The organism is uncultured Microbacterium sp. (assembly GCF_963521645.1).
Taxonomy (GTDB): domain Bacteria; phylum Actinomycetota; class Actinomycetes; order Actinomycetales; family Microbacteriaceae; genus Microbacterium.
Genome location: NZ_CAUQVQ010000009.1, coordinates 35,934 through 60,494 on the forward strand (window position 1 = coordinate 35,934; position 24,561 = coordinate 60,494).

Annotated in this window: 21 protein-coding genes; 5 read left to right on the plus strand and 16 right to left on the minus strand. The window is 68.2% G+C overall.

What is annotated here, in order from left to right; translation table 11 throughout:
* Window positions 1–71 precede the first annotated feature (71 nt).
* From ligA to RWO82_RS04220, 3 genes are read right to left on the minus strand one after another with little or no spacing between them, the layout of a single operon-like run.
* On the minus strand, window positions 72–2,387 hold the full coding sequence (gene ligA, locus RWO82_RS04210; RefSeq protein ID WP_314423759.1) for an NAD-dependent DNA ligase LigA: 2,316 nt from the start codon (window positions 2,385–2,387) through the stop codon (window positions 72–74).
* 42 nt (window positions 2,388–2,429) lie between these two features.
* Window positions 2,430–3,527, minus strand: coding sequence for a tRNA 2-thiouridine(34) synthase MnmA (gene mnmA / locus RWO82_RS04215; RefSeq protein ID WP_314423761.1), 1,098 nt, complete (start codon window positions 3,525–3,527; stop codon window positions 2,430–2,432).
* A gap of 9 nt (window positions 3,528–3,536) precedes the next feature.
* The gene (locus tag RWO82_RS04220) at window positions 3,537–4,712 is read right to left on the minus strand and encodes a cysteine desulfurase family protein (RefSeq protein ID WP_314423763.1); all 1,176 of its coding nucleotides are present in this window, start codon (window positions 4,710–4,712) and stop codon (window positions 3,537–3,539) included.
* A 94-nt stretch (window positions 4,713–4,806) separates the two neighbouring features.
* On the opposite strand from RWO82_RS04220, the gene glgX reads away from it, so the two are divergent.
* The 3 genes from glgX to glgB all read left to right on the plus strand — a co-directional run bounded on the left by glgX (window position 4,807) and on the right by glgB (window position 11,220).
* Window positions 4,807–6,879, plus strand: a complete 2,073-nt coding sequence (gene glgX / locus RWO82_RS04225; protein WP_314423766.1) for a glycogen debranching protein GlgX — start codon at window positions 4,807–4,809, stop codon at window positions 6,877–6,879.
* A 76-nt stretch (window positions 6,880–6,955) separates the two neighbouring features.
* Window positions 6,956–9,019: an alpha-1,4-glucan--maltose-1-phosphate maltosyltransferase gene (locus tag RWO82_RS04230; RefSeq protein ID WP_314423769.1), complete on the plus strand. Its 2,064-nt coding sequence runs from the start codon at window positions 6,956–6,958 to the stop codon at window positions 9,017–9,019.
* Window positions 9,016–11,220 (plus strand): 1,4-alpha-glucan branching protein GlgB, encoded by a 2,205-nt coding sequence (gene glgB, locus RWO82_RS04235; protein WP_314423771.1) that lies wholly within the window; start codon window positions 9,016–9,018, stop codon window positions 11,218–11,220. Before RWO82_RS04230 ends, glgB begins: the two co-directional genes overlap by 4 nt.
* A gap of 64 nt (window positions 11,221–11,284) precedes the next feature.
* Here the strand turns inward: glgB and RWO82_RS04240 are convergent, their stop codons facing one another.
* A complete protein-coding gene (locus RWO82_RS04240) occupies window positions 11,285–12,211 on the minus strand; it encodes a tetratricopeptide repeat protein (protein WP_314423774.1) in 927 nt (308 codons plus the stop codon).
* Window positions 12,208–14,175, minus strand: coding sequence for a glycosyl transferase (locus RWO82_RS04245; RefSeq protein ID WP_314423777.1), 1,968 nt, complete (start codon window positions 14,173–14,175; stop codon window positions 12,208–12,210). The genes RWO82_RS04240 and RWO82_RS04245 overlap by 4 nt, the downstream gene beginning before the upstream one ends.
* Before the next feature lie 174 nt (window positions 14,176–14,349).
* Between RWO82_RS04245 and RWO82_RS04250 the strand changes: the two genes are divergently transcribed.
* Entirely contained in the window at window positions 14,350–15,411 is a 1,062-nt protein-coding gene (locus RWO82_RS04250) for an AI-2E family transporter (RefSeq protein WP_314423778.1), read from the plus strand.
* Here the strand turns inward: RWO82_RS04250 and RWO82_RS04255 are convergent.
* The 9 genes from RWO82_RS04255 to rpsB all read right to left on the minus strand — a co-directional run bounded on the left by RWO82_RS04255 (window position 15,408) and on the right by rpsB (window position 22,074).
* Window positions 15,408–16,127, minus strand: a complete 720-nt coding sequence (locus tag RWO82_RS04255) for an alpha/beta hydrolase (protein WP_314423781.1) — start codon at window positions 16,125–16,127, stop codon at window positions 15,408–15,410. The two genes, RWO82_RS04250 and RWO82_RS04255, sit on opposite strands and share 4 nt — an antisense overlap.
* Window positions 16,124–16,411, minus strand: a complete 288-nt coding sequence (locus tag RWO82_RS04260; RefSeq protein ID WP_314423784.1) for a hypothetical protein — start codon at window positions 16,409–16,411, stop codon at window positions 16,124–16,126. Before RWO82_RS04260 ends, RWO82_RS04255 begins: the two co-directional genes overlap by 4 nt.
* Window positions 16,412–16,420: 9 nt before the next feature.
* Window positions 16,421–17,101, minus strand: a complete 681-nt coding sequence (locus RWO82_RS04265; RefSeq protein ID WP_314423787.1) for a transglycosylase SLT domain-containing protein — start codon at window positions 17,099–17,101, stop codon at window positions 16,421–16,423.
* Between the two features lie 49 nt (window positions 17,102–17,150).
* Window positions 17,151–17,735, minus strand: coding sequence for a DivIVA domain-containing protein (locus RWO82_RS04270; protein ID WP_314423790.1), 585 nt, complete (start codon window positions 17,733–17,735; stop codon window positions 17,151–17,153).
* Window positions 17,735–18,874 carry a phosphatidate cytidylyltransferase gene (locus RWO82_RS04275; RefSeq protein ID WP_314423793.1) on the minus strand — a complete coding sequence of 380 codons (1,140 nt, stop codon included), beginning with the start codon at window positions 18,872–18,874 and terminating at the stop codon, window positions 17,735–17,737. Before RWO82_RS04275 ends, RWO82_RS04270 begins: the two co-directional genes overlap by 1 nt.
* 5 nt (window positions 18,875–18,879) lie before the next feature.
* Window positions 18,880–19,434, minus strand: a complete 555-nt coding sequence (gene frr, locus RWO82_RS04280; RefSeq protein WP_314423795.1) for a ribosome recycling factor — start codon at window positions 19,432–19,434, stop codon at window positions 18,880–18,882.
* A gap of 66 nt (window positions 19,435–19,500) precedes the next feature.
* Window positions 19,501–20,217, minus strand: a complete 717-nt coding sequence (pyrH, locus tag RWO82_RS04285) for a UMP kinase (RefSeq protein WP_314423797.1) — start codon at window positions 20,215–20,217, stop codon at window positions 19,501–19,503.
* A gap of 91 nt (window positions 20,218–20,308) precedes the next feature.
* Window positions 20,309–21,136 (minus strand): translation elongation factor Ts, encoded by an 828-nt coding sequence (tsf, locus tag RWO82_RS04290; protein ID WP_314423800.1) that lies wholly within the window; start codon window positions 21,134–21,136, stop codon window positions 20,309–20,311.
* Between the two features lie 44 nt (window positions 21,137–21,180).
* Window positions 21,181–22,074, minus strand: coding sequence for a 30S ribosomal protein S2 (gene rpsB / locus RWO82_RS04295; RefSeq protein WP_314423803.1), 894 nt, complete (start codon window positions 22,072–22,074; stop codon window positions 21,181–21,183).
* A 195-nt stretch (window positions 22,075–22,269) separates the two neighbouring features.
* On the opposite strand from rpsB, the gene RWO82_RS04300 reads away from it, so the two are divergent.
* Complete coding sequence (locus tag RWO82_RS04300; protein ID WP_314423806.1) at window positions 22,270–22,923, plus strand: M23 family metallopeptidase; 654 nt, start codon at window positions 22,270–22,272, stop codon at window positions 22,921–22,923.
* 50 nt (window positions 22,924–22,973) lie between these two features.
* On the opposite strand, the gene RWO82_RS04305 is transcribed toward RWO82_RS04300, so the two are convergent.
* Together RWO82_RS04305 and RWO82_RS04310 are read right to left on the minus strand one after the other, a co-directional pair.
* Complete coding sequence (locus RWO82_RS04305) at window positions 22,974–23,876, minus strand: tyrosine recombinase XerC (protein WP_314423809.1); 903 nt, start codon at window positions 23,874–23,876, stop codon at window positions 22,974–22,976.
* Window positions 23,877–23,911: 35 nt separating this feature from the next.
* A partial coding sequence (locus tag RWO82_RS04310) for a DNA-processing protein DprA (protein ID WP_314423811.1) occupies window positions 23,912–24,561 on the minus strand: 650 nt, incomplete at its 5' end.

The following is a 24,561-nucleotide window of genomic DNA, read 5'->3' on the forward strand; positions in this document are numbered from 1 at the left end:
GGAAGGCGGTGGTTCCGCCTCGGATCACCGACGGCCAGAGTGCCGGCGAGGGCGACCGGCGGACGTGACGGTCATCCGAGAGCGTCGGGCCCTTCTGTCACGAGGATGTGGAACTGCGCCGCGTCGAGGATGCGGATGCCGAGCTCCTCGGCCTTGCCGAGCTTCGACCCCGCGCCCGGACCGGCGGCGACGAAATCGGTCTTCTTCGAGACGCTCGACGCCGCTTTGCCTCCCGCTCTGATGATCGCCTCCTGCGCTCCGTCGCGCGTGTAGCCGTCGAGCGACCCCGTCGCCACGACGGTCAATCCGTCGAGCACGCCGCCCTCCGCCACCGCGGCACCCGGACCGGGGTGCCCGGGCGTGGCCCACTGCACGCCGGCCTCGGCCCATTGCCGCACGATCTCCTGGTGCCAGTCGACCTCGAACCAGTCGAGCAGCGAATCGGCGATGATCGCTCCGACCCCTTCCACGGCGGCGAGCTCGTCACGAGTCGCCGCGCGGATCGCCTCGAGCGACCCGAACCACTGCGCGAGCGCTCGCGCCGCAACGGGTCCGACGTGACGGATGTTCAGCGAGACCAGCAGTCGCCACAGGTCCTTCGTCTTCGCCTTCTCGAGCTCGGCGAGGAGAGTCACCGCCTGCGATGACGGTTGCGGCCCTTCGAGACCGGACTTCTTCTCGGCGGCTGTGGGATTGCGGCGGAACGGAGCTCTGGTCTTGACCAAGCCCTCGTCGTCCTCCTTCGGCAGCCCGGTCTCGGAGTCGCGCACGACGACTTCGATCGGCACGATCTCGTCGAGGGTCAGCGCGAACAGACCGGCCTCCGTCTCGAGCGGCGGAACGGCAGGCGACGTGGGTTGGGTGAGCGCCGCGGCCGTGACCTCCCCGAGCGCTTCGATGTCGAGAGCGCCGCGCGACCCGATGTGCTCGACCCGTCCTCGCACCTGTGCCGGACACGAGCGGGCGTTGGGGCATCGCAGATCGATGTCGCCCTCCTTCATGGGGCGCAGGGGTGTCCCGCACTCCGGACACTCGGCAGGCATGACGAACTCACGCTCTGTGCCGTCGCGTTTCTCGACGACCGGACCCAGGACCTCGGGAATCACGTCGCCCGCCTTGCGGAGCACCACCGTGTCTCCGATCAGCACGCCCTTGGCCTTCACCACGTCCTTATTGTGGAGCGTCGCCTGCCGCACCACCGACCCCGCGACATGCGCAGGCGCCATCACGGCGAACGGAGTGGCTCGTCCTGTGCGGCCGACCGAGACGACGATGTCGAGGAGCTTCGTCTGCACCTCTTCGGGCGGGTACTTGTATGCGATCGCCCATCGTGGGGCGCGACTGGTCGCGCCGAGCTCGTCGTGCAGCGACAGTTCGTCAACCTTCACCACGATGCCGTCGAGCTCGTGTTCGATGTCGTGCCGGTGCTCCCCGAAGTGCTCGACGAACGACGTGACCTCATCGATGCTCGTGCAGACCTTCGTGTGCGGGCTCGTCGGCAGACCCCACTCCGCGAGCAGCTCGTAGACCTGGCTCTGCGCGGCGACCGGCGGATTCGACCATGCCCCGACTCCGTGCACGTACAGCGCGAGCGACTCGATGCGCAGCAGACCCGCCTCGAGTTCGAGCCCGTTCTTCTTCTCGATCTGCTGACGAAGCCCGCCACTCGCGGCGTTGCGTGGATTCGCGAAGGACGGGAAGCGTCGCGCTGCGGCCGTGCGGGCCTTCTCTTCGTCGAAGGGCTTCTTGGCCCCCGCGCGAGCCTCCCATCGCGCCAGAGCGTCCGCGTAGGCGCGATCGCGGAACTCCGCCTGCGCGGCGTTCAGGCGCTCGAAAGCGGCCACGGGAATGAAGACCTCCCCGCGCACTTCGACGATCTCGGGGTGTCCGGAGCCCGACAGCTCGCGTGGGATCTCCGGGAGTCGGAGCGCGTTCTCGGTGACTATCTCCCCCACGCGTCCGTCGCCTCGCGTGGCCGCAGACGTGAGGCGGCCGTTCTCATAGCGCAGGTTGATCGCGAGCCCGTCGATCTTCAACTCGGTGAGCCAATCGACATCACGCCCTGCCGCGGCCCGGGTCTTCGCCGCCCACTCCCGCAGCTCGTCGATCGAGAACACGTTGTCGAGACTGAGCATCCGCTCGGCGTGCTCGATGGTCGCGAGACCGGTCGCCTCCGCGGCACCGACCATCTGCGTCGGCGAATCCTGCCCCTGGAGTTCGGGATGGAGGCGCTCGAGCTCTTCGAGCCGGTGCATCCACCCGTCGTACGTGAAGTCGTCCACCAGCGACGTGTCGCGTCCGTAATACGCGTCCTTCGCCTCGAGGATGCGGGTGGTCAGCTCCTCCGCTTCGACACGGGCGTCTTCCAACGAGATGTTCTCCGGCACCCCGCCAGTCTACGAGCGGGCACCGACATCGAGAGCGAGGCGCTACGCGTCGACTGGGACTGCCGACACCGTGCGATCGATCGTGAACTGGCCCAGCACCCGCGTGCCCACGTACAGCACTGCGGTCTGTCCGGGGGCGACGCCGTCCAGAGGCCGCTCCGGCACGACCCGCACGCCTTCCGACGACACGAACGCCCTGGCCGGCTCGGGATCCGCGTGAGCGCGGATCTGCACCTCGCAGTCGAAGTCGGGCTCCTCGGGTGCGGCGCCCGCCCAGCTGAAGCGCTCACCGGAGATCTCACGCGTCGCCAGCGCCTCCTTCGGGCCGACGACGACCGTGTTCGAGACGGGACGCACCTCCAGGACGAAGCGGGGCTTGCCGTCTGCCGCAGGGACGCCCAGCTTGAGTCCGCGCCGCTGACCGACCGTGAAGGCGTGCGCGCCCTCATGCGACCCCACGACCTCGCCCGCGCGATCGACGATCTCACCGGTGGCCGTGCCGACCTTCTCGGCGAGCCATCCTCGGGTGTCGCCGTCGGGGATGAAGCAGATGTCGTGACTGTCGGGCTTCTGCGCGACGCTGAGCCCGCGTGCCTCCGCCTCGGCACGGACCACGGCCTTGGAGGGTGTGGTGCCGAGCGGGAAGTAGGTGTGAGCGAGCTGCTCGGCGGTGAGCACACCCAGCACGTAGGACTGGTCCTTCGCGTTGTCGGCCGCCCTGTGCAGTTCGAGGCCGGCATCCGTGGGGATGAGCGTCGCGTAATGCCCTGTGCAGACGGCGTCGAAGCCGAGCTCGATCGCCCTCTCGAGGAGGGCGGCGAACTTGATCTTCTCGTTGCAGCGCATGCACGGATTCGGAGTGCGCCCCGCCTGATACTCCGAGACGAAGTCCGCGATCACATCCTCGCGGAACCGCTCGGAGAAGTCCCACACGTAGAAGGGGATGCCCAGCAGGTCGGCTGCCCGTCGGGCGTCGAGAGCGTCCTCGATCGTGCAGCAGCCCCTGCTTCCGGTCCGCAGAGTCCCGCCGGCCCGCGAGAGCGCGAGATGGACACCGACGACGTCGTGGCCCGCCTCGACGGCGCGCGCAGCCGCCACGGCGGAGTCCACCCCGCCACTCATGGCCGCAAGAATCCTCATGCAGCCAGTCTACGAGCGCTCGGCTGAGCCGGAGCCGGATGCCCTCGCGTACGCATCGGCTATCGAGGAGAGCACGGCGTCGACATCCGCGTCGGTGGAGGTGCGGCCGAGCGAGAACCGCAGCACGCTGCGTGCATCCTGTTCGCTGCGGCCCATGGCCATCACGACGTGCGAGGGTTCCGCGACACCCGCCTGACAGGCCGAGCCGGTCGACGCGGCGATGCCCGCCATGTCGAGCAGGAACAGCAGACTCTCACCCACCGCCCCCGGGAACAGGATGTGCGCATTGCCTGGAAGCCGCTCCGCGCGGTCGCCCAGCACTTCCGCGCTCGGAACACGTCGGAGGATGCCGTCGATGAGGCGATCCCGCAGCGCGCTGAGGCGGGCGTTCTCCGAGTGGCGTTCCTTCTCCGCGAGCTCGAGCGCCGTGGCGAACGCGGCTGCTCCGGGGACGTCCTGTGTTCCGGCCCGGAGCCCCCGCTGCTGCGCGCCTCCGCGCAGGATCGCCGAGATCCGGGCGGTGCGCGCGCTGATCAGGGCACCGACCCCGACGGGCGCCCCGATCTTGTGTCCGGCGACGCTCATCGCCACGAGTCCCACAGCGTCGGGGGCGTCTCCCCTCAGGCCCCGGAAGGACAGCGCCACATGACCGAGCGCCGAGACGGCATCGAGGTGCAGCGGAACGCGCGCGGCAGCGGCCGACGACGACAGAGCCTCGGCGTCGTTGATCGTCCCGGCCTCGTTGTTGGCCACGAGCGCGGTCGCCAGAGCCGCGCCGGGCAGCTGTGCCGCGAATTCGGTCAGATCGATCGCCGCTGTGCGATATACCGGAACAGAGCGTAGCGTCGCTCCGGATGCGATCAGGGCCTCGACAGTGTCCACCGTCGCGTGGTGCTCGGCGTCCGGCATGACGATCGCGTCGGTCCCCTCGGGTCGCGAGTGCCACAGCCCCTGCAGCGCCAGGTTGATCGACTCCGTCCCGCCGGAGGTGAAGACCACCTCGATCGGATCGCACCCGAGCACCGCTGCGGCGCGCTCCCGCGACTCCTCCAGCAGACGGCGCGCGTCCTGGCCGGCTCCGTGCGTCGACGAGGCGTTGCCGACGACTGCGCTCGCGTCGAGCCAGGCCTCGCGCGCCTCGGGGCGCAGCGGAGTGGTCGCGGCGTGATCGAGGTAGTGCTGCATCCTTCCACTCTCCCCCATTTCCGCGCGCCGGGACGCACATGGAACTGAGTGCACGCTGTCCTGAGACCCGAGCGCAGACCTCTATGGTGTACTCATGCCCGCGATCCGAGACATCACCGTGCCCGGCGGTACTGCACTCGACAACCTCGGCGTCCGCCTCCATGACGGCGTCGGAACCCTTCGCGTCTGGTCGCAGAACGCCTCGTCCATCGAGCTCGTCGTCTTCGACGCCACAGACCTCGACTGGGTCATCGATCAGGTCGACCTGGAACGACTGCCCGGCGGCGTCTGGGAGGTCACGACCGAGTTGCTGCAGCCCGGCACCAGATACGCGATCCGTGTCGGAGGCCCTCACGGACCAGGGAACACGTTCAATCCTGAGACGCTGCTGCTCGACCCCTATGCCCGCGGACTGGCCCAGGGCGACGGCTACGAGGAGTGGCGCTCCGTGGTGATCGTCGACGGCTTCGACTGGGGTCAGTCCACGAAGCCGCGTATCCCGCTCGACCGCACCGTCATCTACGAGGGCCATCTCAAGGGGCTCACGAAGCGCCACCCTGACGTTCCCCCCGCTCTCCACGGGACCTACGCGGGGCTCGCCCACCCGGCGATGATCGAGTACTTCCACTCGCTCGGGATCACGTCGATCGAGCTGCTGCCCGTGCAGGCCTTCGTCCCCGAGCCCCGGCTGCTCGAGCGCGGTCTCACGAACTACTGGGGCTACAACACCCTCAACTTCTTCACTCCCCACAACGCATATGCGACGGAGGAGGCGCGCAAAGGCGGCCCCGAGGCGGTTCTCGCAGAGTTCAAGGGCATGGTGCGCCTGCTGCATGAAGCAGGGCTCGAGGTCATCCTCGACGTCGTGTACAACCACACCTCCGAAGAGGGGCTCGGCGGTCCTCGCTCGAGTCTCCGCGGCATCGACAACGCGAGCTACTACCGACAGGAGGCCTCGGGGGCGTACATCGACACCACAGGGTGCGGCAACACCCTCGACACCTCGACGGATGCCGGCGCTCGTCTCGTGCTCGACTCGCTGCGCTACTGGGCGCAGGAGATGCAGATCGACGGATTCCGTTTCGACCTCGCCACGGCGATCGCACGCGACGGCTCGCATGCCTACACTCCCGAGCACCCGCTGCTCACCGCGATCGCGAACGATCCGATCCTCCGGGAGACCAAGCTCATCGCCGAGCCATGGGACGTCGGCATGGGCGGATGGCAGACGGGCAACTTCCCCAAGGGCTGGATGGAGTGGAACGACCGCTACCGCGATCGGGTGCGCAACTTCTGGCTGAGTGACATCGACTACGCGCGACGCGCGTCCGCTCCGGTCGGCATCGGCGGCTTCGCCACGCGACTCGCCGGGTCATCGAACACCTTCGCGGACGAACGAGGGCCGCTCGCGAGCATCAACTTCGTGACGGCGCACGACGGATTCACCCTCCACGACCTCGTGTCGTACGACGTGAAGCACAATGAGGCGAACGGCGAGCAGAACCGCGACGGCGCCGACATGAACCGCGCGTTCAATCACGGCATCGAGGGTCCGACCGACGACCCGCGCATCCTCGCGGCCCGACGCAAGGCGATGCGCAACCTGCTGGGCACTCTCCTGCTGTCGGCGGGGATCCCGATGCTCACGGCGGGCGACGAGGTCGGCCGCACACAACGAGGCAACAACAATGCCTATGCGCAGGACTCGTCCTTGACCTGGCTCGGCTGGGACCCCGCTCCGTGGCAGGAGGACCTGCGCGCCCACGTAGCCCGACTCATCGCGCTCCGTGCCGAGAACCCTGCGCTGCGGCCGAGTCGCTATGCCCGCCTCGGCGAGCACATCCCCAACGCCTCCGTCATGGACTGGTTCGACCAGAACGGCGAGACCATGGAGAGCGAGCAGTGGGCGGACCCCGGCAACCGCACGCTGCAGTACGTGGCCGCCTCCACGCCCGACCGCGAGCCCGCCAACCGGATCCTGCTCATCGTGCACGGCACGGAGTCGCCGATCGACGTCAGACTCCCGGAGGAGCTCGAGGACGCGACGCGCTTCATCTCGCTGTGGTCGAGTGCCGACGATCGTCCCGAAGCCGGTGGAGAGGTCTTCGCACCGGGCGACATCCTGCCCATCGCGGGGACCTCCATGCGACTCTTCCGCGTCGAATGACGAGCGGCGCGCCGGTGCCTTCCGCGAGCTACCCGCGGTACGGCCGTCGCGGTACATTCGGGTAGTGGCCGCACGTATGAGCAGCATCCGTCCGAAGGCTCTTCGGAGCCCCTCTCAGATCCCGACGCGCCCGTGGGGCCCCGTCTCCGACGGCGAGGCGCTCGTCGCGACGCGCATCCCCCTCCTCGCCGGCACTCCGTCCGTTCCGGGCGGCTTCGCTCCGAAGGCCTTCGTCGGCGAGGTGGTGCCGTTCAGTGTCGTCGCTTTCCGCGAAGGGCACGACCTGATCGGCGTACAGCTCCGGTTGACGTCGCCCGACGGGGAGGAGACGCTGCACCGCCTCGCCCCGTTCCTCGACGGGACCGATCGCTGGGGCGCGGAGCTCGCCGTCGACCTGCAGGGGCGCTGGACGTTCCGCTTCGAGGCCTTCTCCGACGACTACGCGACCTGGGCCCACGCAGCCGAGGTGAAGGTCGCGGTCGGAGTCGATGTGCCGGTCATGGCGGCCCTCGGCGCAGAGCTGTTCACCCGCGCCGCGCGCGAGAAGGACCGCCCGGCCGCTCAGCGCCGACGTCTCGGCGAGGTCGCGACGGCATTGGCGACCGGTGATGCGGCGATGACCACTGCGGCGGCCACCGATCCGGAGCTCGCGCAGATCTTCCACGATCGCCCACTGACGACGCTGCGCTCGGCGGCTCCCGCACGCTCTCTCCTCGTCGAACGGACCGCTGCCGGGGTGGGAGCGTGGTACGAGTTCTTCCCGCGCTCGGAGGGCGCCCGGCGTCTCAAGGACGGCTCTATCAAGAGCGGCACGTTCCGCACTGCGGCCAAGCGCCTCCCCGCGGTCGCCGCGATGGGGTTCGACGTCATCTACCTCGTGCCGATCCATCCGATCGGCACGACCAACCGCAAGGGCCGCAACAACACGCTCACGACCGAGCCCGGTGATCCCGGCTCGCCCTACGCGATCGGCTCCGCCGACGGAGGGCACGACGCGATCCATCCCGAGCTCGGCAAGCCTGCCGACTTCCGCGCGTTCGTCCGCGCCGCCCGCAACGAAGGCCTGGAAGTCGCGCTCGACATCGCTCTGCAGGCGTCGCCCGACCACCCGTGGGTCGCCGAGCACCCGGAGTGGTTCACCACTCTCCCCGACGGCACCATCGCCTACGCCGAGAACCCTCCCAAGAAGTACCAGGACATCTATCCCCTGAACTTCGACAACGACCCCGCCGGCATCTATCAGGAGATGTTGCGCATCGTGCAGCACTGGGTGCGCGAGGGCGTCAAGATCTTCCGCGTCGACAATCCGCACACGAAGCCGCTGCAGTTCTGGGAGTGGCTCATCGCGACGGTGAACGCCCAGGACCCCGATGTGATCTTCCTCGCCGAGGCATTCACGCGACCCGCGGTGATGCGGGCGCTCGCGGCCGTCGGGTTCCAGCAGAGCTACAGCTACTTCACCTGGCGCAACACGAAGGCCGAGCTCGAGGAGTTCCTCACCAGCGTCGCCCATGAGACCAGCGACTACATGCGGCCGAACCTGTTCGTGAACACGCATGACATCCTCACCGAGTACCTGCAGTTCGGCGGACGTGCGGCCTACCGGATCCGCGCCTGCATCGCCGCCACCGCGGCCCCGATCTACGGCGTGTACGCCGGATACGAGCTCTTCGAGAACGTGGCGCGGCCCGGTTCCGAGGAGAACATCGACAACGAGAAGTACGAGTTCAAGTTCCGCGACTGGGAAGGCGCGGAGGCATCGGGTGACTCGCTCGCACCGCTTCTGCGTCGGCTGAACGAGATCCGTCGCGATCACCCGGCTCTTCGGCAACTCCGCAACCTCTCCGTGCACTGGAGCGACGACGACTCGGTGCTCGTCTACAGCAAGCACCTCGACGCCGCGTTCACGGGCACGGGCCACGACGACACGATCCTCGTCGTCGCCAACGTCGATCCGCACTCCGTCCGCGAGACCACCGTCCACCTCGACACCACGATCTGGGGCGTGCCGCCCGGCGAGCCCTTCGAGGTGGAGGACCTGCTGACCGGGGCCGTGTGGACGTGGGCCGATCACAACTACGTGCGCCTCGACGCCTTCGCCGAGCCTGTGCACATCCTGAAGGTGAGGAGACGAGCATGAGCTACGTCGAAGATGCCGCAACATCGTCGGATTGGGCAGCTGTCGCCGCCGGCGCCCACCACGACCCGCACGCGGTGCTCGGCTCGCATCCCGCCAAGGACGGGAGCAACCGCACGGTGACCGTGATCCGTGCGCGCCGCCCTCTCGCCTCCTCGGTCGCCGCTGTCTTCGAAGATGGGAGCCGGCTGCCGCTCGATCATGTCGCGCACGGCATCTGGGAAGCGCAGCATGACGGCGCCCCCGTGGCGTATCGGATCGCCGCCGCGTACGGCGACGATGACGAGACCATCACCGGCGACCCGTATCGGCACCTCCCCACGCTGGGCGACATCGACCTGCACCTGATCGCGGAGGGGCGTCACGAGCGGCTCTGGCAGGTGCTGGGAGCGCATCCACGAGTGAGCGGCGGCGAGAGCGGGGTGGCCTTCGCCGTCTGGGCCCCCAATGCCACGGCCGTCCGCGTGGTCGGCGATCACAACGGCTGGAGCGGCGAATCGCACGCCATGCGCTCGATGGGTGTGAGCGGGGTCTGGGAGCTGTTCATCCCCGATCTGGCTGTCGGCACGCGCTACAAGTACGAGATCCGCACCCGCGGCGGCGCGTGGATCTTCAAGGCCGACCCGATGGCCCAGGCGGCGCAGACACCGCCCGAGACGGCATCCGTCGTGACCGCATCCACCTACGCCTGGTCGGACGGTGCGTGGATGACCCGCCGCGCGGCGACGCATGCCGTCGCGCAGCCGCTGTCGGTGTACGAGATCCATCTCGGCTCGTGGCGCGGGGGCCTGGGCTACCGCGAAGCCGCCGACCCGCTCATCGCACACGTGACCGAGGCCGGCTTCACGCACGTCGAGTTCATGCCGCTCGCCGAGCACCCGTTCGGTGGCTCGTGGGGCTACCAGGTCAGCGGATACTACGCGGCGACCAGCCGCTTCGGCAGCCCCGACGACCTGCGGTACCTGATCGACCGGCTCCATCAGGCGGGCATCGGCGTGATCATGGACTGGGTGCCCGGGCACTTCCCCAAGGACGCCTTCGCCCTCGCGAAGTTCGACGGACAGCCGCTCTACGAGCACCCCGACCCCCGCCGCGGCGAGCACCAGGACTGGGGAACCCTCATCTTCGACTACGGCCGCCCCGAAGTGCGAGGCTTCCTGGTGGCCAACGCGCTGTTCTGGCTGAGCGAGTTCCACGTCGACGGCCTCCGGGTCGACGCCGTCGCCTCCATGCTCTACCTCGACTACTCGCGCAACGCCGGCGAGTGGGAGCCGAACATCCACGGAGGCAGGGAGAACCTCGAGGCGATCCGGTTCCTCCAAGAGGTCAACGCGACCGCCTATCGCCTGCACCCCGGCGTGCTCATGATCGCCGAGGAGTCGACGAGCTTCCCCGGAGTGACGGCGACGACCGACCATGCCGGTCTCGGCTTCGGGTTCAAGTGGAACATGGGCTGGATGAACGACTCCCTCCAGTACATCGAACGCGATCCGATGTACCGTGCCCACCACGAGGGTGAGATGACGTTCTCGTTCGTGTACGCGTTCGGGGAGAACTACCTGCTCCCCATCAGCCATGACGAGGTCGTGCACGGCAAGGGCAGCCTGCTCTCGAAGATGCCCGGCGACCATTGGCACAAGCTCGCGAACGCCCGCGCCTACCTGGGATACATGTGGGGCCACCCGGGCAAGAAGCTGCTCTTCATGGGGCAGGAGTTCGGACAGCTGGCGGAGTGGTCCGAGTCCCGCGAACTCGACTGGTGGCTGCTCGACCAGCCGTCGCACGCGCAGCTGCAGAGCTTCGTCGGCCAGCTCAATCACACGTATCGTGCTCAGGCTCCGCTGTGGGAGCGGGACAACGACGGGTCCGCGTTCTCCCGTCTCGGCGCCCCCACCTGGGACCCGAACGTGATCGTGTTCGAGCGCCGTGACGCTCATGGTGGTCGACTCGTCGTGATCAGCAACTTCGCCGGAGTCGAGCGCAGCGGATATCGGCTCGCGATGCCGGTCGCCGGCGTATGGCAGGAGATCCTGAACACGGATGCCGCGGAGTTCGGCGGACGAGGGTCGGGAAACCTCGGAATGGTCGTCGCCCACTCGGACGACGAGGGACCTGCGACGGCGACCCTCACGATACCTGCGTTGTCGACCATCTGGCTTCGCTACGAGAGCGACCCGCACGTGCCCACGATCAGCCACGGCTGATCCGGCACCCCACGCACCAGACAGCCCCGGCCATCGTGAGCCGGGGCTGTGAGGTGCGGTCGGCTCAGAAGAGCAGGGACGACAGCCTGTTGCGTGCCGCGATCACTCGCGGATCTGCCGCGCCGATCAGCCCGAACAGCTCGACGAGACGCTCCCTCACAGGTGTCCGCTGATCCGAGGGCAGCTGAGCGAACAGGTCGAGCAGTCGACCGAAGGCGTCGTCGACGTGGCCACCCGCGAGATCGAGGTCCGCGACGTCGAACTGCGCCTGGATGTCGAGCGGCCCCGCGGCGGCCGCCGCCCTGGCATCCTGAAGATCGAGCTTCTGCACACGGTCGAGCAGTCGCACCTGGCCCAGGCCCGCGAGCGCATCCTCATCGCGAGGATTCTCTGCGAGGGCCTTCTCGTAGGCCACGACCGCTGCGGCGTAGTCTCCGCTCTCGATGGCGGCGAAGGCCTCGGCGTGCAGCGGCGGCATGGGCGGCTCCTCAGCCGCCGGCTGCGACTCGGGCGCCTCACCGACGTCGAGCGTGCCCGTCACGCCGTTCTGGGCGGCGAGCTGCAGCAGCTGGGCGAAGACCTCTCGCACCTGCTGTTCGGGGACAGCACCGGTGAACATGGGCACGGGCTGGCCGGCGATGAGGGCGACCACCATCGGGATCGACTGCGCACGGAAACCCTGCGCCAACTGAGGGTTGGCATCGACGTCGACCTTCGCCAGGAGGACCTTGCCGTTGAGCTCACGCGTCACCTTCTCGATGATGGGGCTCAGCTGCTTGCACGGACCGCACCACTCGGCCCACAGGTCGACGACCACCGGCACCGTCCGCGAGATCTCGAGGATCTGCCCGAACGTCTCGTCCGTGGCATCGACCACGAGGTCCGGTGTTGCGGCCGCCGCCTCAGAACCGGAAGGGGGCGCGGTAGGTCGGTTGCGGAGACTGGAGAGATCGACGGCGCCTCGGAGGGCCGCAGGAGAGATATCGGTCACTTGAGCACCTCTGCGGAGAGAAGGTCCTGGCGGACAGCCAGGAGGCGGATCTGTTCGGACGACCCCTGAGCAGGGACCGAGAAGAACAGCTGGAACTCGTAACGCGTGGTCACGCCCTTGGCCGACTCGGTGACGCCCGTGAGCGCCTTCACCTGGGCGTTCTCACCGAAGCGGATGACGGCGTCCGCCGATGTCGGGGTCACCGTCTCATTGTCGATGAGCGACACCGCGACGATCGCTCCGCTGCCGAGGGTGGCCATCGAGACGGGCGCCGTGTCTGCAGGGGCGATGTCGAAGGCGGTCTGCGAGGTCTCTGCAGCCCCGTTGTCGGCGAGGTTCTGGACCACGGCCTGGCGGCTGTCGCGGATGGACTTCGCGAGGTTGAGCGCCAGATCGTCGAAGAGACCGTAGGCCGCGCTCTGCTCCCCCGCATCGACCACGTCAGCGAACGTCTCGGCGAGCTCAGCCGGGGGGATGCTGAGGAACGCCGAATCGTCCGGGACGAGCGAAGTTCCGAGCCAGGTGGCTGCGACATCGGGGAACACCGCATCGGCCGACATCTCGGCCATGTTGGTGATCCGGTAGTTCGACCATGGATCCTGCTGCGTCATCGTGAGGATCACAGGTGGCACGGTGTCATCGCCCTCGCTCTTCGAGAGCATGAGCACTGTGCGCGGCCAGCGATCGGTCGCCTCGGGCAGCACGACCTCGACGTCCTCAGTGGGGATCGCAGCCGGAGGTGCGGTCTCGGGCAGCGCGGTCCGCAGCGCGTACTCGGTCGTGCGCGCCGTCAGCGCCGGCCCGTCCAGCCGCGTTCCGGCGAGGTCGAGGTTCATCGTGGCATCCGCTTCACCGATGGTCGCGGCCGCACTCTGCAGGATCTTCTTCGCCTGCGCCTCGGTCACTGCCGGGGGCTTCTGATTGTCGGGGGCGATCACCGTCTCCGTGGGCGTCGGCGACGGAGACGCCTCACCGATCTGGGGCCAGGAATCAGCCGAGCATCCGGTGGCGAGGAGCGCCGTGAGCGCGATCGCCGGAACTGCGAGGAGTCGTCGTCGAGAAGGTGCGGCGGCGCGCATCTCGCTCGACTTCGCCGCGTTCCCGGTGGGAGTCTCCTCGCTCGCGTCGGCATCGGCGGGCGTCTGCTCCCCGTCGGCAGGATCGGAGGCTGCCGACGAGCCCCTTCCCTCGATCGCGGCGCGCTCCGACGGCGGCAGCTGTGCCAGGTCGATCGGCTCGGTCACCGGGAGCGGTCCAGGACCCTTTCGGCGCGGTCCCCGACCGCGACGCTGGTGGCGGATGCCGAGAACGTAGAGGATCAGCCCCACCACGAGCACGGCGGCTCCCGCCGCCATGAGCGGTCCCGCGAGAGGGGTCGAGTTGTCGAGGGGCCATGACAGGACGATGTCGTCAGGGGCATCCTGCGTGCCGTCGTATGCGATGAGGACGCTGACGCCCTCAGGCAGCTGGAGATCCGTGATCAGGGAGTCCGTCTCCGTGAAGGAGTTGAGCCACAGATCCGAACCGGCCGGGTTGCGGCCCGCGGCCTCGACGGAAGTCCCGTCGCCTTCGACAGCCTCGCCGGTCGCTCCCTCGGCAGGCACCTCTCCCGGCGCGGGCTCGGTCGCAGCGGCATCGACCGAGGGCTCGACGAACTCGACGTCCAGTTCGCCCGCGTCGCCGGCGGTCACGTGGTTGTACTCGGTGTCCGCGAGCCACGCCTCCATGTCCGCCGTGCGGCCATACGCCGCGAAGATGTCGCCCTCGCCCCGGATCAGGAGGGTCTGGGCACCGGGGTTCTCCCGCAGCACCTCGCCGTCCATCAGCACGAAAGGCGCCGGCTCAGCGACGTCGACCGCGACCTTCTCGGTCGACGGTCCTTGGAAGATGGTTCGCTGGGCGATGCCTGCACCGATCAGTCCCGCGGCCAGCACGAAGGCCACCACGGCCCATACGAAACGCACGAATAGTCTCCTCACGCGGCCCGGACGCTCGCCCGAGTCGCAACACTCGACATTTCAGACTAGCGAAACCACCTGTGTGTTGCCCACGAGGCCCTCGCTGCGGCACGTCGCGAACGGTCACGGTCGCCCCGGTGGATACCCTTGCAGCATCCGCTTTTCCCGAGGAGCCGTGAGATGAAGATCCACAACCCCTTCCGCACCGCCCTCGTGGCCACGCTCGGCGTCGGTCTGGGTGTCCTCCTCATCGGGAGCGTGCAGAGCCTCTCGACCGTCCTTCTCTACGTCGGCACGGCCCTGTTCCTCAGCCTCGGACTCGACCCTCTCGTCACCTTCCTCGAGCGCCGTCGTCTTCCGCGCTGGCTTGCGGTCCTGATCACCATCCTCGCCGTGCTCGGCGTGTTCGCGGGAGTGGTGCTGATCGTCCTTCCGGTGCTCGTCGACCAGATCTCCCAGCTGATCGCGCAGATCACCGCCATCGTGCAGAGCGGCACATTCCTCGACGACCTGCGCGAATGGATGGTCGACACCTTCCCCAACCTCAAGGTCGACGAGGTCTTCGCCTACGTCGCGAACTGGCTCGAGACGAATGTGGCGCAGATCGGCGGATCGATCGGCCAGGGAGTGCTCGCGGTGAGCGGCGCGGTCGTGGGCGGGCTGTTCGGTGCCTTCATCGTCCTGATCCTGACGATCTACCTCACGGCGTCGACACCCTCGTTGAAGAGGGCGGTCTATCAGCTCGCCCCCGCCTCCAAGCGCGAACGGTTCATCGATCTGGCCGAGCAGATCACCGACTCGGTCGGCTACTACGTCATGGGACAGGTGTCGCAGGGAGTCATCAACGGCGTGTTGAGCATGGTGTTCCTCACCATCATCGACGCCCCGTTCCCCGCGGTGCTCGCCGTGATCGCGTTCTTCTTCTCGCTCATCCCCCTCGTCGGCACTCTGACGGGATCGACGATCATCGTGCTCGTCTGCCTCATCCCCGGCCTCGGTTCGACCGGGACCGCGATCGCCGCCGCGATCTACTACCTGATCTACATGCAGATCGAGGCGTACGTGATCTCGCCGAGGATCATGAGCCGAGCCGTGTCGGTTCCCGGGGCGGTCGTCGTGGTCGCCGCTCTCGCCGGGGGCAGCCTGCTCGGTCTGCTCGGTGCGCTGATCGCCATCCCTGTGGCCGCGAGCATCCTGATCATCTACCGTCAGGTCCTGATCCCGCGGATGAACGACCTCTAGTCAGCCGGCCACGTCGTCGGGAGCGGGAGAGCAGCCGGATTCACGGCCGCGACGATCTCCGTGAGGACACGGCGGGTCTGAGCCTCCCCCACCCACAGGTGCTTCCCGCCCTCGACGGCGATCAACGTCGCGTGGGGAATCGAGGCGAAGCGCACGCGGGCCTCGTCGGGTCGGAGGTAGTCGTCGAGCTCCGGCACCAGGATGACGACCTCGACACCCGAGTCCGCCCACGCGGCGACCTCCGCATCCGTCGCGCGGTGCAGCGGCGGGGAGAGCAGGATGATGCCCTCGACGTCGTGATCGCGCCCGTACTTGAGGGCGAGCTCCGTGCCGAAGGACCACCCGAGGAGCCAGGGACGCGGAAGGGCTCGGTCTCGGACGAAGTCCATGGCCGCGGCGACGTCGAACTGTTCGGCTCCGCCCCCGTCGAACTGGCCTTCGCTCGTGCCGTGTGGCGAGCTGGTACCGCGCGTGTTGAACCGCAGCACCGCGAGGTCTGCGATGGCAGGAAGTCGTGCTGCGGCCTTGCGGAGGATGTGGGAGTCCATGAATCCGCCGGCCGTCGGCAGCGGATGCAGCGTGACGAGTGTCGCGGCGGGCGCAGCAGACTCGGGCACGGCGAGCTCTCCCACCAGCGTCAGCTCGTCGGCCGTGATGAGCTCGATGGCCTCCCGCCGGGCGGGCAGCTCGATCGGTCCACGGATCTCTGTGCTCATGCCAACCTCCAGCAGTGGGTGTGCCAATGTCTCCGCGCTGCCAGGTCGGCAGCGTCGCCGAGTACCCCGTCTGCGCGCCAGGCGACGACGTGCGGTGTCCCGGGCTCGATCATCCGGCTGCATCCCGGACAGCTGTACTCCTTCTGTGCCTGGACGGCAGACACCGGCTGCACGGTCCATTCGGCCCCCCGGCGCACCTCGGTGCGCTTCCAGGATGCGAGCAGACGGTCGAGGGAGTCCTCAGACTCGGGGCGCGTCTGACGGCGGCGATGTGAGCGGGGCATGACCGCCGCTCACCACCAGTGGTTCTTCGTCCAGAACGCGTGTGCGCCGGCCCAGCTGCCGTAGCGACCGGTGGCGTATCCGGTCGCCCACCTGAGATTGTCGATCGGGTCGTAGCCGTTGCCCGGCACCTTGCTGCAGGGCAGGGCCTGGACGAGTCCGCACGCTCCGGAGGACTTGTTCGTCGCGTTCGGGTTCCAGCCGCTCTCCCGAGAGACGATGTAGTCGACGTATCCCCAGTCACCCTCCGCGATACCCGCGGCCGCCATCCATTCAGCGGGTGCGCCCCCGCCGGTGTAGAACAGCGGTCCCCCTCCGCCGCCGGGCGACGACGGGGCCGACGGAGACTTCTCGGTCGGCGTCGGTGTCGGAGTCGGCGTGGGAGTGACGTAGACGGTGAACGTTCCGCGCTGCACCGGTGCGATCGCCGCACCGTCGGACGCGACCGTGAGGTTCTGCGTGTCCGCGAGAGCGAGAGAGTACGCGGACTCCGGAGCCGCCTCATCGGGCTGCTGCGCGAGGGCCACCCCGGTCGGCGCGACCATGGCGCCCGCGAATCCGATCACCGCGAGCGCGCTCACGATTCCGGCGACGGTGTGCTTGCGCGAGCCCTTGCGCACCGAAAGCGCCGGCGTCGCGCGGACCGGCGTCTCGTCTTCGCGCGTGAGGAGCATGTCGTCTCGGGTGTTCACGATACGAGGGAGTCTACCGGGTGAGCAGGCGCTCGACCACGGAGAACGTTCAGCGAACGGCCAGGATCACGTCGACTGTCGCATCGAGGAGAGCATCCACCTGCTCCTCGCGATACCCGCCGCGTTGCATGCGGAAGGCCGCCGAGCGGAGCTGCTCAGCCGTCAGCGCCTCGCCGTCACGGAGATATCGGACGATGCGGCCTGCGACATGGTCGACCTCGTCGACGCGATAACCGAAGGTGAGGACGTTGGTGCGTGCGAACCTGTGGCGTGCCGGACGAGCCAGGTGATCGAGGATCACCTGCGCGTCACCGCGTGCCTGGTCCACCCAGACCCCCGCCCCCCGCGACCGCACAGCCCGATCACGCTCACGGGCTGCCAGAGCATCCTCGACCCGACCGAGCGCCGCATCGACCTCCGTCACGTCGTACCCCTCCTTCACGAGCGGGAACGACGCGACCCTGACGTCCGCGGCGGTGAGCTCGCCGTCCGAGTTCTCGAACGCGGCGCGGGCCGCAGCGAGGAAGGTGTCGACGGCCGCGCGGTGATATCCCTTGTCGCGTCCGCTCGTCACGGAGAACGCCGGGGTCGTGCGCGCACCGCTCTCTCGGATCGACGCGTTGTCGGAAGTCATCAGAGCACCGTCCAGGAGGAGAAGAGGAAGTAGAGGCAGAGCGCGGGGACCGTGGACGGCAGGATGCTGTCCAGACGATCCAGGAGTCCGCCGTGCCCCGGAAGCCACGAGCTCATGTCCTTGATGCCGAGATCGCGCTTGAGCATGGACTCGCCGAGGTCGCCCAGGGTCGCGGACAGCAGGATCGCGACACCGAAGATGACCCCGATCCACCAGGGCAGGCCGAGCAGGAAGATGGCGAGGAGGACGCCGGCGGTGATGGACCCGACCACGGCGCCGCCGAAACCCTCCCACGTCTTCTTCGGGCTGATCCTCGGCGCCATGGGATGACGACCGAAGGCCAGGCCCGCGGCATAGGCTCCCGTGTCTGCGACGACCGCGATCGCGATGAAGCTCAGCACCCACCATTGCCCGCCGTCCTGCTTCAGCAGGATGAGCGCGACCGCCGCGAGGAAGGGCACGTAGATCTGGACGAATCCGGCGACGACGACATCCGTCAGGACATCGCCGTACGTGCGTCCGTCCTGCGTCATCATCTGCGCGACCAGCCGCCACACGATCACGACAGCCACCGCGATGAAGAGCATGACCCAGACCAGCCACACATCGACGAAGAACGCCGTCAGCACGACCAGAGCAGCGGCGCCCAGTTGCGGTGCGACATCAACTCGCCGTCCGGACGTGCGCAGCGCCAGCGCGAGCTCGTACACGCCGAGGAGCGCCGCCGCGAGGGCGAACGGCACGAAGAGCACCTTGATGAACAGGAGAGACGCGAGAAGAGCGCCCCCGAACGCGAGACCGATCAGAATGGCGAGGACCAGATCGCGACCGGTACGCTCCTTGATCCTCTCGTTCGCCTGATCGAACTGGTCTCGAGCGTAGGAGACGTGTGTGCCGAGCTCGTCCCGCGCCATGCGCCACTGGTCTCTGATGACCTTGTGATCGGCGGTGTCGAGAACCGATGCGGACGCACGTGGCTCGCCGCCGGGCAGAGGCGGCCGGGGCGGAACGCTCCCGGTGTCGAAGACCGGGTCTGTTCCCTCGCCGCCGGTGACGCCGCCGGCCGGCGCCGATGAGTCACGCGCCTCGCGGCGTGTGTTCGGCTGATCGGCACCAGCACCGGTGGAATCGTCTGACATCCCGCCTACACCTCGAGCAGTTCGGCCTCTTTGCGCTTGAGTGCGTCGTCGATCAGGTCGACGTGCTGGCGCGTGAGGGCGTCGAGTTCCTTCTCGCCACGGGCGATCTCGTCCTCGCCGACCTCGTTCTTGAGCGCGTCGAGCTCGTCCTTCGCCTTGCGACGGATGCCGCGCACGTGCACCTTCGCATCCTCACCCTTGGACTTGACGAGCTTGACGTACTCCTTGCGGCGCTCCGCGGTGAGCTCGGGCATCGTGACGCGGACGACATTGCCGTCGTTCGTCGGGTTGGCACCCAGGTTGGGCATGTCGCGCACAGCCTGCTCGATCGCCTTGAGCGCGGACTTGTCATAGGGCGTGATCAGCAGCGAACGAGCTTCGGGATTCGCGAGGGAGGCAAGCTGCGCGAGAGGCGTGGGCGTGCCGTAGTAGTCCACGAGCAGCTTCTGGAACAGCTGCGGGTTCGCCCTCCCCGTGCGCACAGTGGAGAAGTCCTCCTTGGCTGCGTCGACCGCTCGGGCCATACGAGAAGTGGTATCTGCGAGGACATCCGCGATCACGGTGACTCCTATCGTCGGGGTGTGAAGCAATTCTATCGGCCTGGGCACGGGAGCCCAGTCAGGCGCTCAGGCCGTGACGAGAGTTCCGATGGGCTCGCCGAGGAGCGCGCGGGTTACGTTGCCCACCGGCTCCATGCCGAACACCCGCATGTCCATGTTGTTGTCCATGCACAGGCTGAAGGCGGTCGAATCGACGACCTTGAGGCCCTGCTGCAGAGCGTCGCGATAGGTCACGCGCTCGATCCGCTCGGCGTCCGCGTGCTTGTTGGGGTCGGCGGTGTAGATCGCGTCGACGCCGTTCTTGGCGACGAGCACTTCCCGTGCGCCGATCTCGAGTGCGCGCTGCGCGGCGACGGTGTCGGTCGAGAAGTACGGGAGACCCGCGCCTGCGCCGAAGATCACGACGCGTCCCTTCTCCATGTGACGCTCCGCACGCAGCGGGATGTACGGCTCCGCGACCTGAGTCATCGAGATGGCCGACTGCACGCGCGTGGGCGCGCCCGCCTGCTCGAGGAAGTCCTGGAGCGCCAGAGCGTTCATCACGGTGCCGAGCATGCCCATGTAGTCCGCGCGGCCGCGGTCCATGCCGCGCTGGCTGAGTTCCGCTCCTCGGAAGAAATTGCCTCCTCCGACCACGATGGCGATCTCTACGCGGTCGACCGCCGCGGCGATGTCGCGTGCGATCTGGCTGACGACGTCGGGATTGACGCCGAGCTGGCCGGCGCCGAACGCCTCGCCGGAGAGCTTGAGGAGAACGCGGCGGCGTCCTGTGCGGTCGGTCATGGGGGTGATCCTCTCGTCCCGATTCAAGATAGTGCCTTCTGGGCATGAAGAAGGGGTCCGGATCGCGGTGATCCGAACCCCTTCGACGATGTTACGCGCCGACCTTGAAGCGCGCGAAGTCCGTCACGGTGATACCGGCGTCCTTCGCCACCTGGGCGACAGAGAGCTTGTTGTCCTTCGCGTAGTCCTGCTCGAGCAGGGCGACCTGCTTGATGAACGCGGAGACACGGCCCTCGACGATCTTGGGCAGGGCCGCTTCCGGCTTGCCCTCGTTGCGGGAGATCTCGGTCACGATCTCGCGCTCCTTCTCCACAGCCTCAGCCGGGACGTCCTCGCGGGACAGGTACGACGGGTTCGCGAACGAGATGTGCTGCGCGATGCTGCGAGCGGTCTCCGCGTCGTCACCCGTGTAGGCGACGACGACGCCGATCTGCGGCGGCAGGTCCTTGCTCGTGCGGTGCAGGTAGACCTCGACCTTGTCGCCCGAGATCGTGCGTGCACGGCGGAGTTCGACCTTCTCGCCGATGATCGCAGCCTCTTCCGAGATGACCTGCTCGACGCTCTTGTCGCCCGCCTGGGCGGCGAGAGCGGCCTCGACCGACTCCGCCTTGACGGCGGCGGCGGCGTCCGCGACCTTGTCGGCCAGCGCGATGAAGCGCTCGTTCTTCGCGACGAAGTCGGTCTCGCAGGCGAGCTCGATCAGGGTGACAGCGCCATCCTGCTCGCGAGCGACGATGAGGCCCTCGCTGGTGGAACGGTCAGCGCGCTTCGCGTTGCCCTTGGCACCCTTGAGACGCAGGATCTCGGTGGCCTTCTCGACGTCTCCGTCAGCCTCCTCGAGCGCCTTCTTGGTGTCGACCATTCCCGTGCCGAGCTGCTCACGCAGCGCCTTGAGGTCGGCGATGGTGAAGTTGGCCATGTGTGGTGGCTCCTTGCTTCGTGATGTGTGTGGTGGTCGCGGAATTACTTGGCGTCAGCCTCGGCCGGGGCCTCGGCGGCCTCTGCGGCAGGAGCGTCGGCTGCGGCGGCATCCTCTGCAGGAGCCTCGGTCGCGGCGTCCTCAGCCGGAGCCTCGGCGGCCGGAGCCTCGGTCGTCGACTCGGCGGGAGCCTCGAGAAGCTCCTTCTCCCAGTCGGCGAGCGGCTCAGCGTCGCCCGTCTCGGGGTTGTGCTTCTGCTGAAGACCCTCGGCGGCTGCGTCCGCGATGATGCGGGTGAGCAGCGAGACGGAGCGGATCGCGTCGTCGTTGCCGGGGATCGGGTACTGGAAGTCGTCCGGGTCGGCGTTCGTGTCGAGGATGCCGATCACGGGGATGCCGAGCTTCTTGGCCTCGTCGATGGCGAGGTGCTCACGCTTGGCGTCGACGACCCAGAGGGCGGACGGCGTCTTGGTGAGGTTGCGGATACCGCCGAGCGACTTGTGAAGCTTGTCCAGCTCGCGCTTCTTGAGCAGGAGCTCCTTCTTGGTGAAGCCCGAAGCGGCCGGGTTCTCGTAGTCGAGCTCCTCGAGCTCCTTCATACGGGCGAGACGCTTCGCGATCGTCTGGAAGTTCGTGAGCAGTCCGCCGAGCCAGCGCTGGTTGACGTAGGGCTGGCCCACGCGGGTCGCCTGCTCGGCGAGGATCTCCTGCGCCTGCTTCTTGGTTCCGACGAACAGGATGGTGCCGCCGTGCGCGACGGTCTCCTTGACGAAGTCGTACGCCTTGTCGATGTACCCCAGCGACTGCTGCAGGTCGATGATGTGGATGCCGCTGCGCTCGGTGAGGATGAAGCGCTTGACCTTCGGGTTCCACCGACGAGTCTGGTGTCCGAAGTGCACGCCGCTGTCGAGCAGCTGGCGGATGGTGACCACAGCCATGGTCGTCTCCTTGTTCCGGCGCATTCCTGCGCCATTGAGGTTGTCAAGTCGATCGGACGATCGAACTTCCTGGTGCCCGGCGCACGCCCACCTGCGTGGAGCAGGACCTGTGGGAGTGGATGCCACGACCGGAGTCGCTCTGGGCACGCGTAGTCACCCCGAGATCGAGGTGCTCGTCAATCATACAGGATCCTCGTGCGCAGCTTGCTCTGCACGGCGATCACGATCGCCGACATGTCCACCGCCGCCGCGCGCGGCTCCCCGGACGACGCGCCCGACCGCGAACGGATGCCCGAGGATCGACCGATGCAGAGCCGTCGCCACCCACGCCCTGTCCGCCTTCTTGCGATCATCGTGGTGATGATGACGATCGTCTGCACAGCCTCGGGTGTGCCTGCGACACTCGCCGTCGGCTCCGTGGGCGGATCGTCGCTTCCCGTGTGGGACTGGCCCGTGGAAGGCCCGCGGGAGATCCTGAACCCGTATCGGGCGCCGGCCCACGACTTCGCCGCGGGGCATCGCGGCGTCGACATAGGTCAGGGAGGCGGGATCGTTCGCGCCCCCGATGACGGCGTGGTGGCATTCCGGGGCACAGTCGTCGACCGCCCTCTGCTCACCGTCGAACATCCGGGCGGCTACGTCTCGACGTTCGAACCGGTCGTGTCGGAGCTCTCTCCGGGCGAGGCGGTCACGAGGGGCGACCCCCTCGGCACCGTCGGGCGGGGCGGACACTCCGCGACGGGGACTCTGCACGTGGGTGTGCGACTCGACGGCGTGTACCTGAATCCGCTGCTGCTCTTCGGCCCCGTGCCGCGCGCAGTGCTGCTCCCCTGCTGCGATCCTCTCTGACCCTCCCGATCGGGAGTCGCTCGCGGGTCGAGCCTGCTCGCGGGTCCCGTTCAGGCGCGGGGGTGCGCGAGTCTGTACGCGGCAGCGAGCCGCTCCGTCGACACATGCGTATAGATCTGCGTCGTTCCGAGACTCGCGTGGCCGAGGATCTCCTGCACGGCCCTGAGATCCGCTCCGCCGTCGAGAAGATGTGTCGCCGCCGTGTGGCGGAGAGCGTGCGGGCCGACAGTCTCCGCGCCGACGAACGGGGACAGCACGTCCGCGACGAGGCCGTACACCGCTCGCGTCCCGATGCGGCTGCCGCGACTGCCGAGGAAGAGGGCAGCCGTGGAGGTCGATGACCGAGCGAGCAGGGCGGGCCGCGAACGCGTGAGATAGTCACCGATCGCAGCCCGTGCGGGCATCCCGAAGGGTACGACCCGCTCTTTCGAGCCCTTGCCCAGCACGCGAGCGGTGCAGCGATCGAGGTCCACGTCGTCGACATCGATTCCGCACAGTTCGGAGACACGGATACCCGCGCCGTAGAGAAGCTCGAGGATCGCGCGGTCTCGCATCGAGATCGGCTCGCCCGACTCCGCGGCGATGCGCTGAGCGTCGAGCAGTTGCTCCATCGCGTCATGGGATGCGACCGTGGGCAGCGTTCTGGCCTTCTTCGGACTGATGAGACGCAGACTCGGATCCACGTCGATGAACCCCTGCTCGTGCGCCCACCCGAAGAACGATCGAGCCGCTGCCGTGCGCCGCGCCAGCGTGGAGCGGGCATCGCCCCGCTGCGTCGCCCACCACAGCCAGTCCCGCAGGGCATCCAGGTCGATGGACTCGAGGGCCGAGTGGCCCACGTTCGAGCCGAGATCGCGCAGATCCGAGCGGTAGGCGCGGACGGTCGCGGCGGAGAGCCGTCGCACCGTCGACAGGTGCTCGGTGAACGCATCCGCCGCGACCGAGAACTCCACGCTGCCAGCCTGCACGACCGGTGCGCCGGCAGGCGTCAGCCGCGCCGCCCTGCAGCGCGCTTGCGCCTCCATCCACTCTCCGAACGTTCCACGACACCGTCGAGATCCAGGACACCCAGCAGCGCGGTCACCTGTCCCGGGGCGAGTCCCGCACGAGCGGCGATCTCGGCCGCAGTCACCCAGGTGCGCGTCCCGATGGCATCGAGCAGTCGGCGCTGCTCTGCATCGAGCGGAACCTCGGGCGCGGGCCACGCGTCGGCCGCGCTCCCCCACAGTTCACGCACCTCGCCGGCAGTCGTCACGCATCTCGCGTCATATTCGCGGAGCAGACGGTGACATCCCGCCGACGACGCCGATGTGACCGGCCCAGGAACCGCACCGAGCGGCCTTCCCATCGACGCGGCGTGACCGGCCGTGTTGAGCGAGCCACTGCGCCACCCCGCCTCGACGACGACCGTGGCGTGGCCGAGGGCAGCGATGAGCCGATTCCGGGACAGGAAGCGCCACTTCGTCGGCGCGACACCGCACGGCACCTCGCTGACGACCGCTCCCGTGTCGACGATCCGACGCAGCAGCTGCTGATGCCCTTGCGGGTAGGGCCGATCGACGCCTCCGGCGAGGAACGCCACCGTGGCACCGTCGACGGCGAGTGCGGCACGATGGGCTGCGCCGTCGATGCCATAGG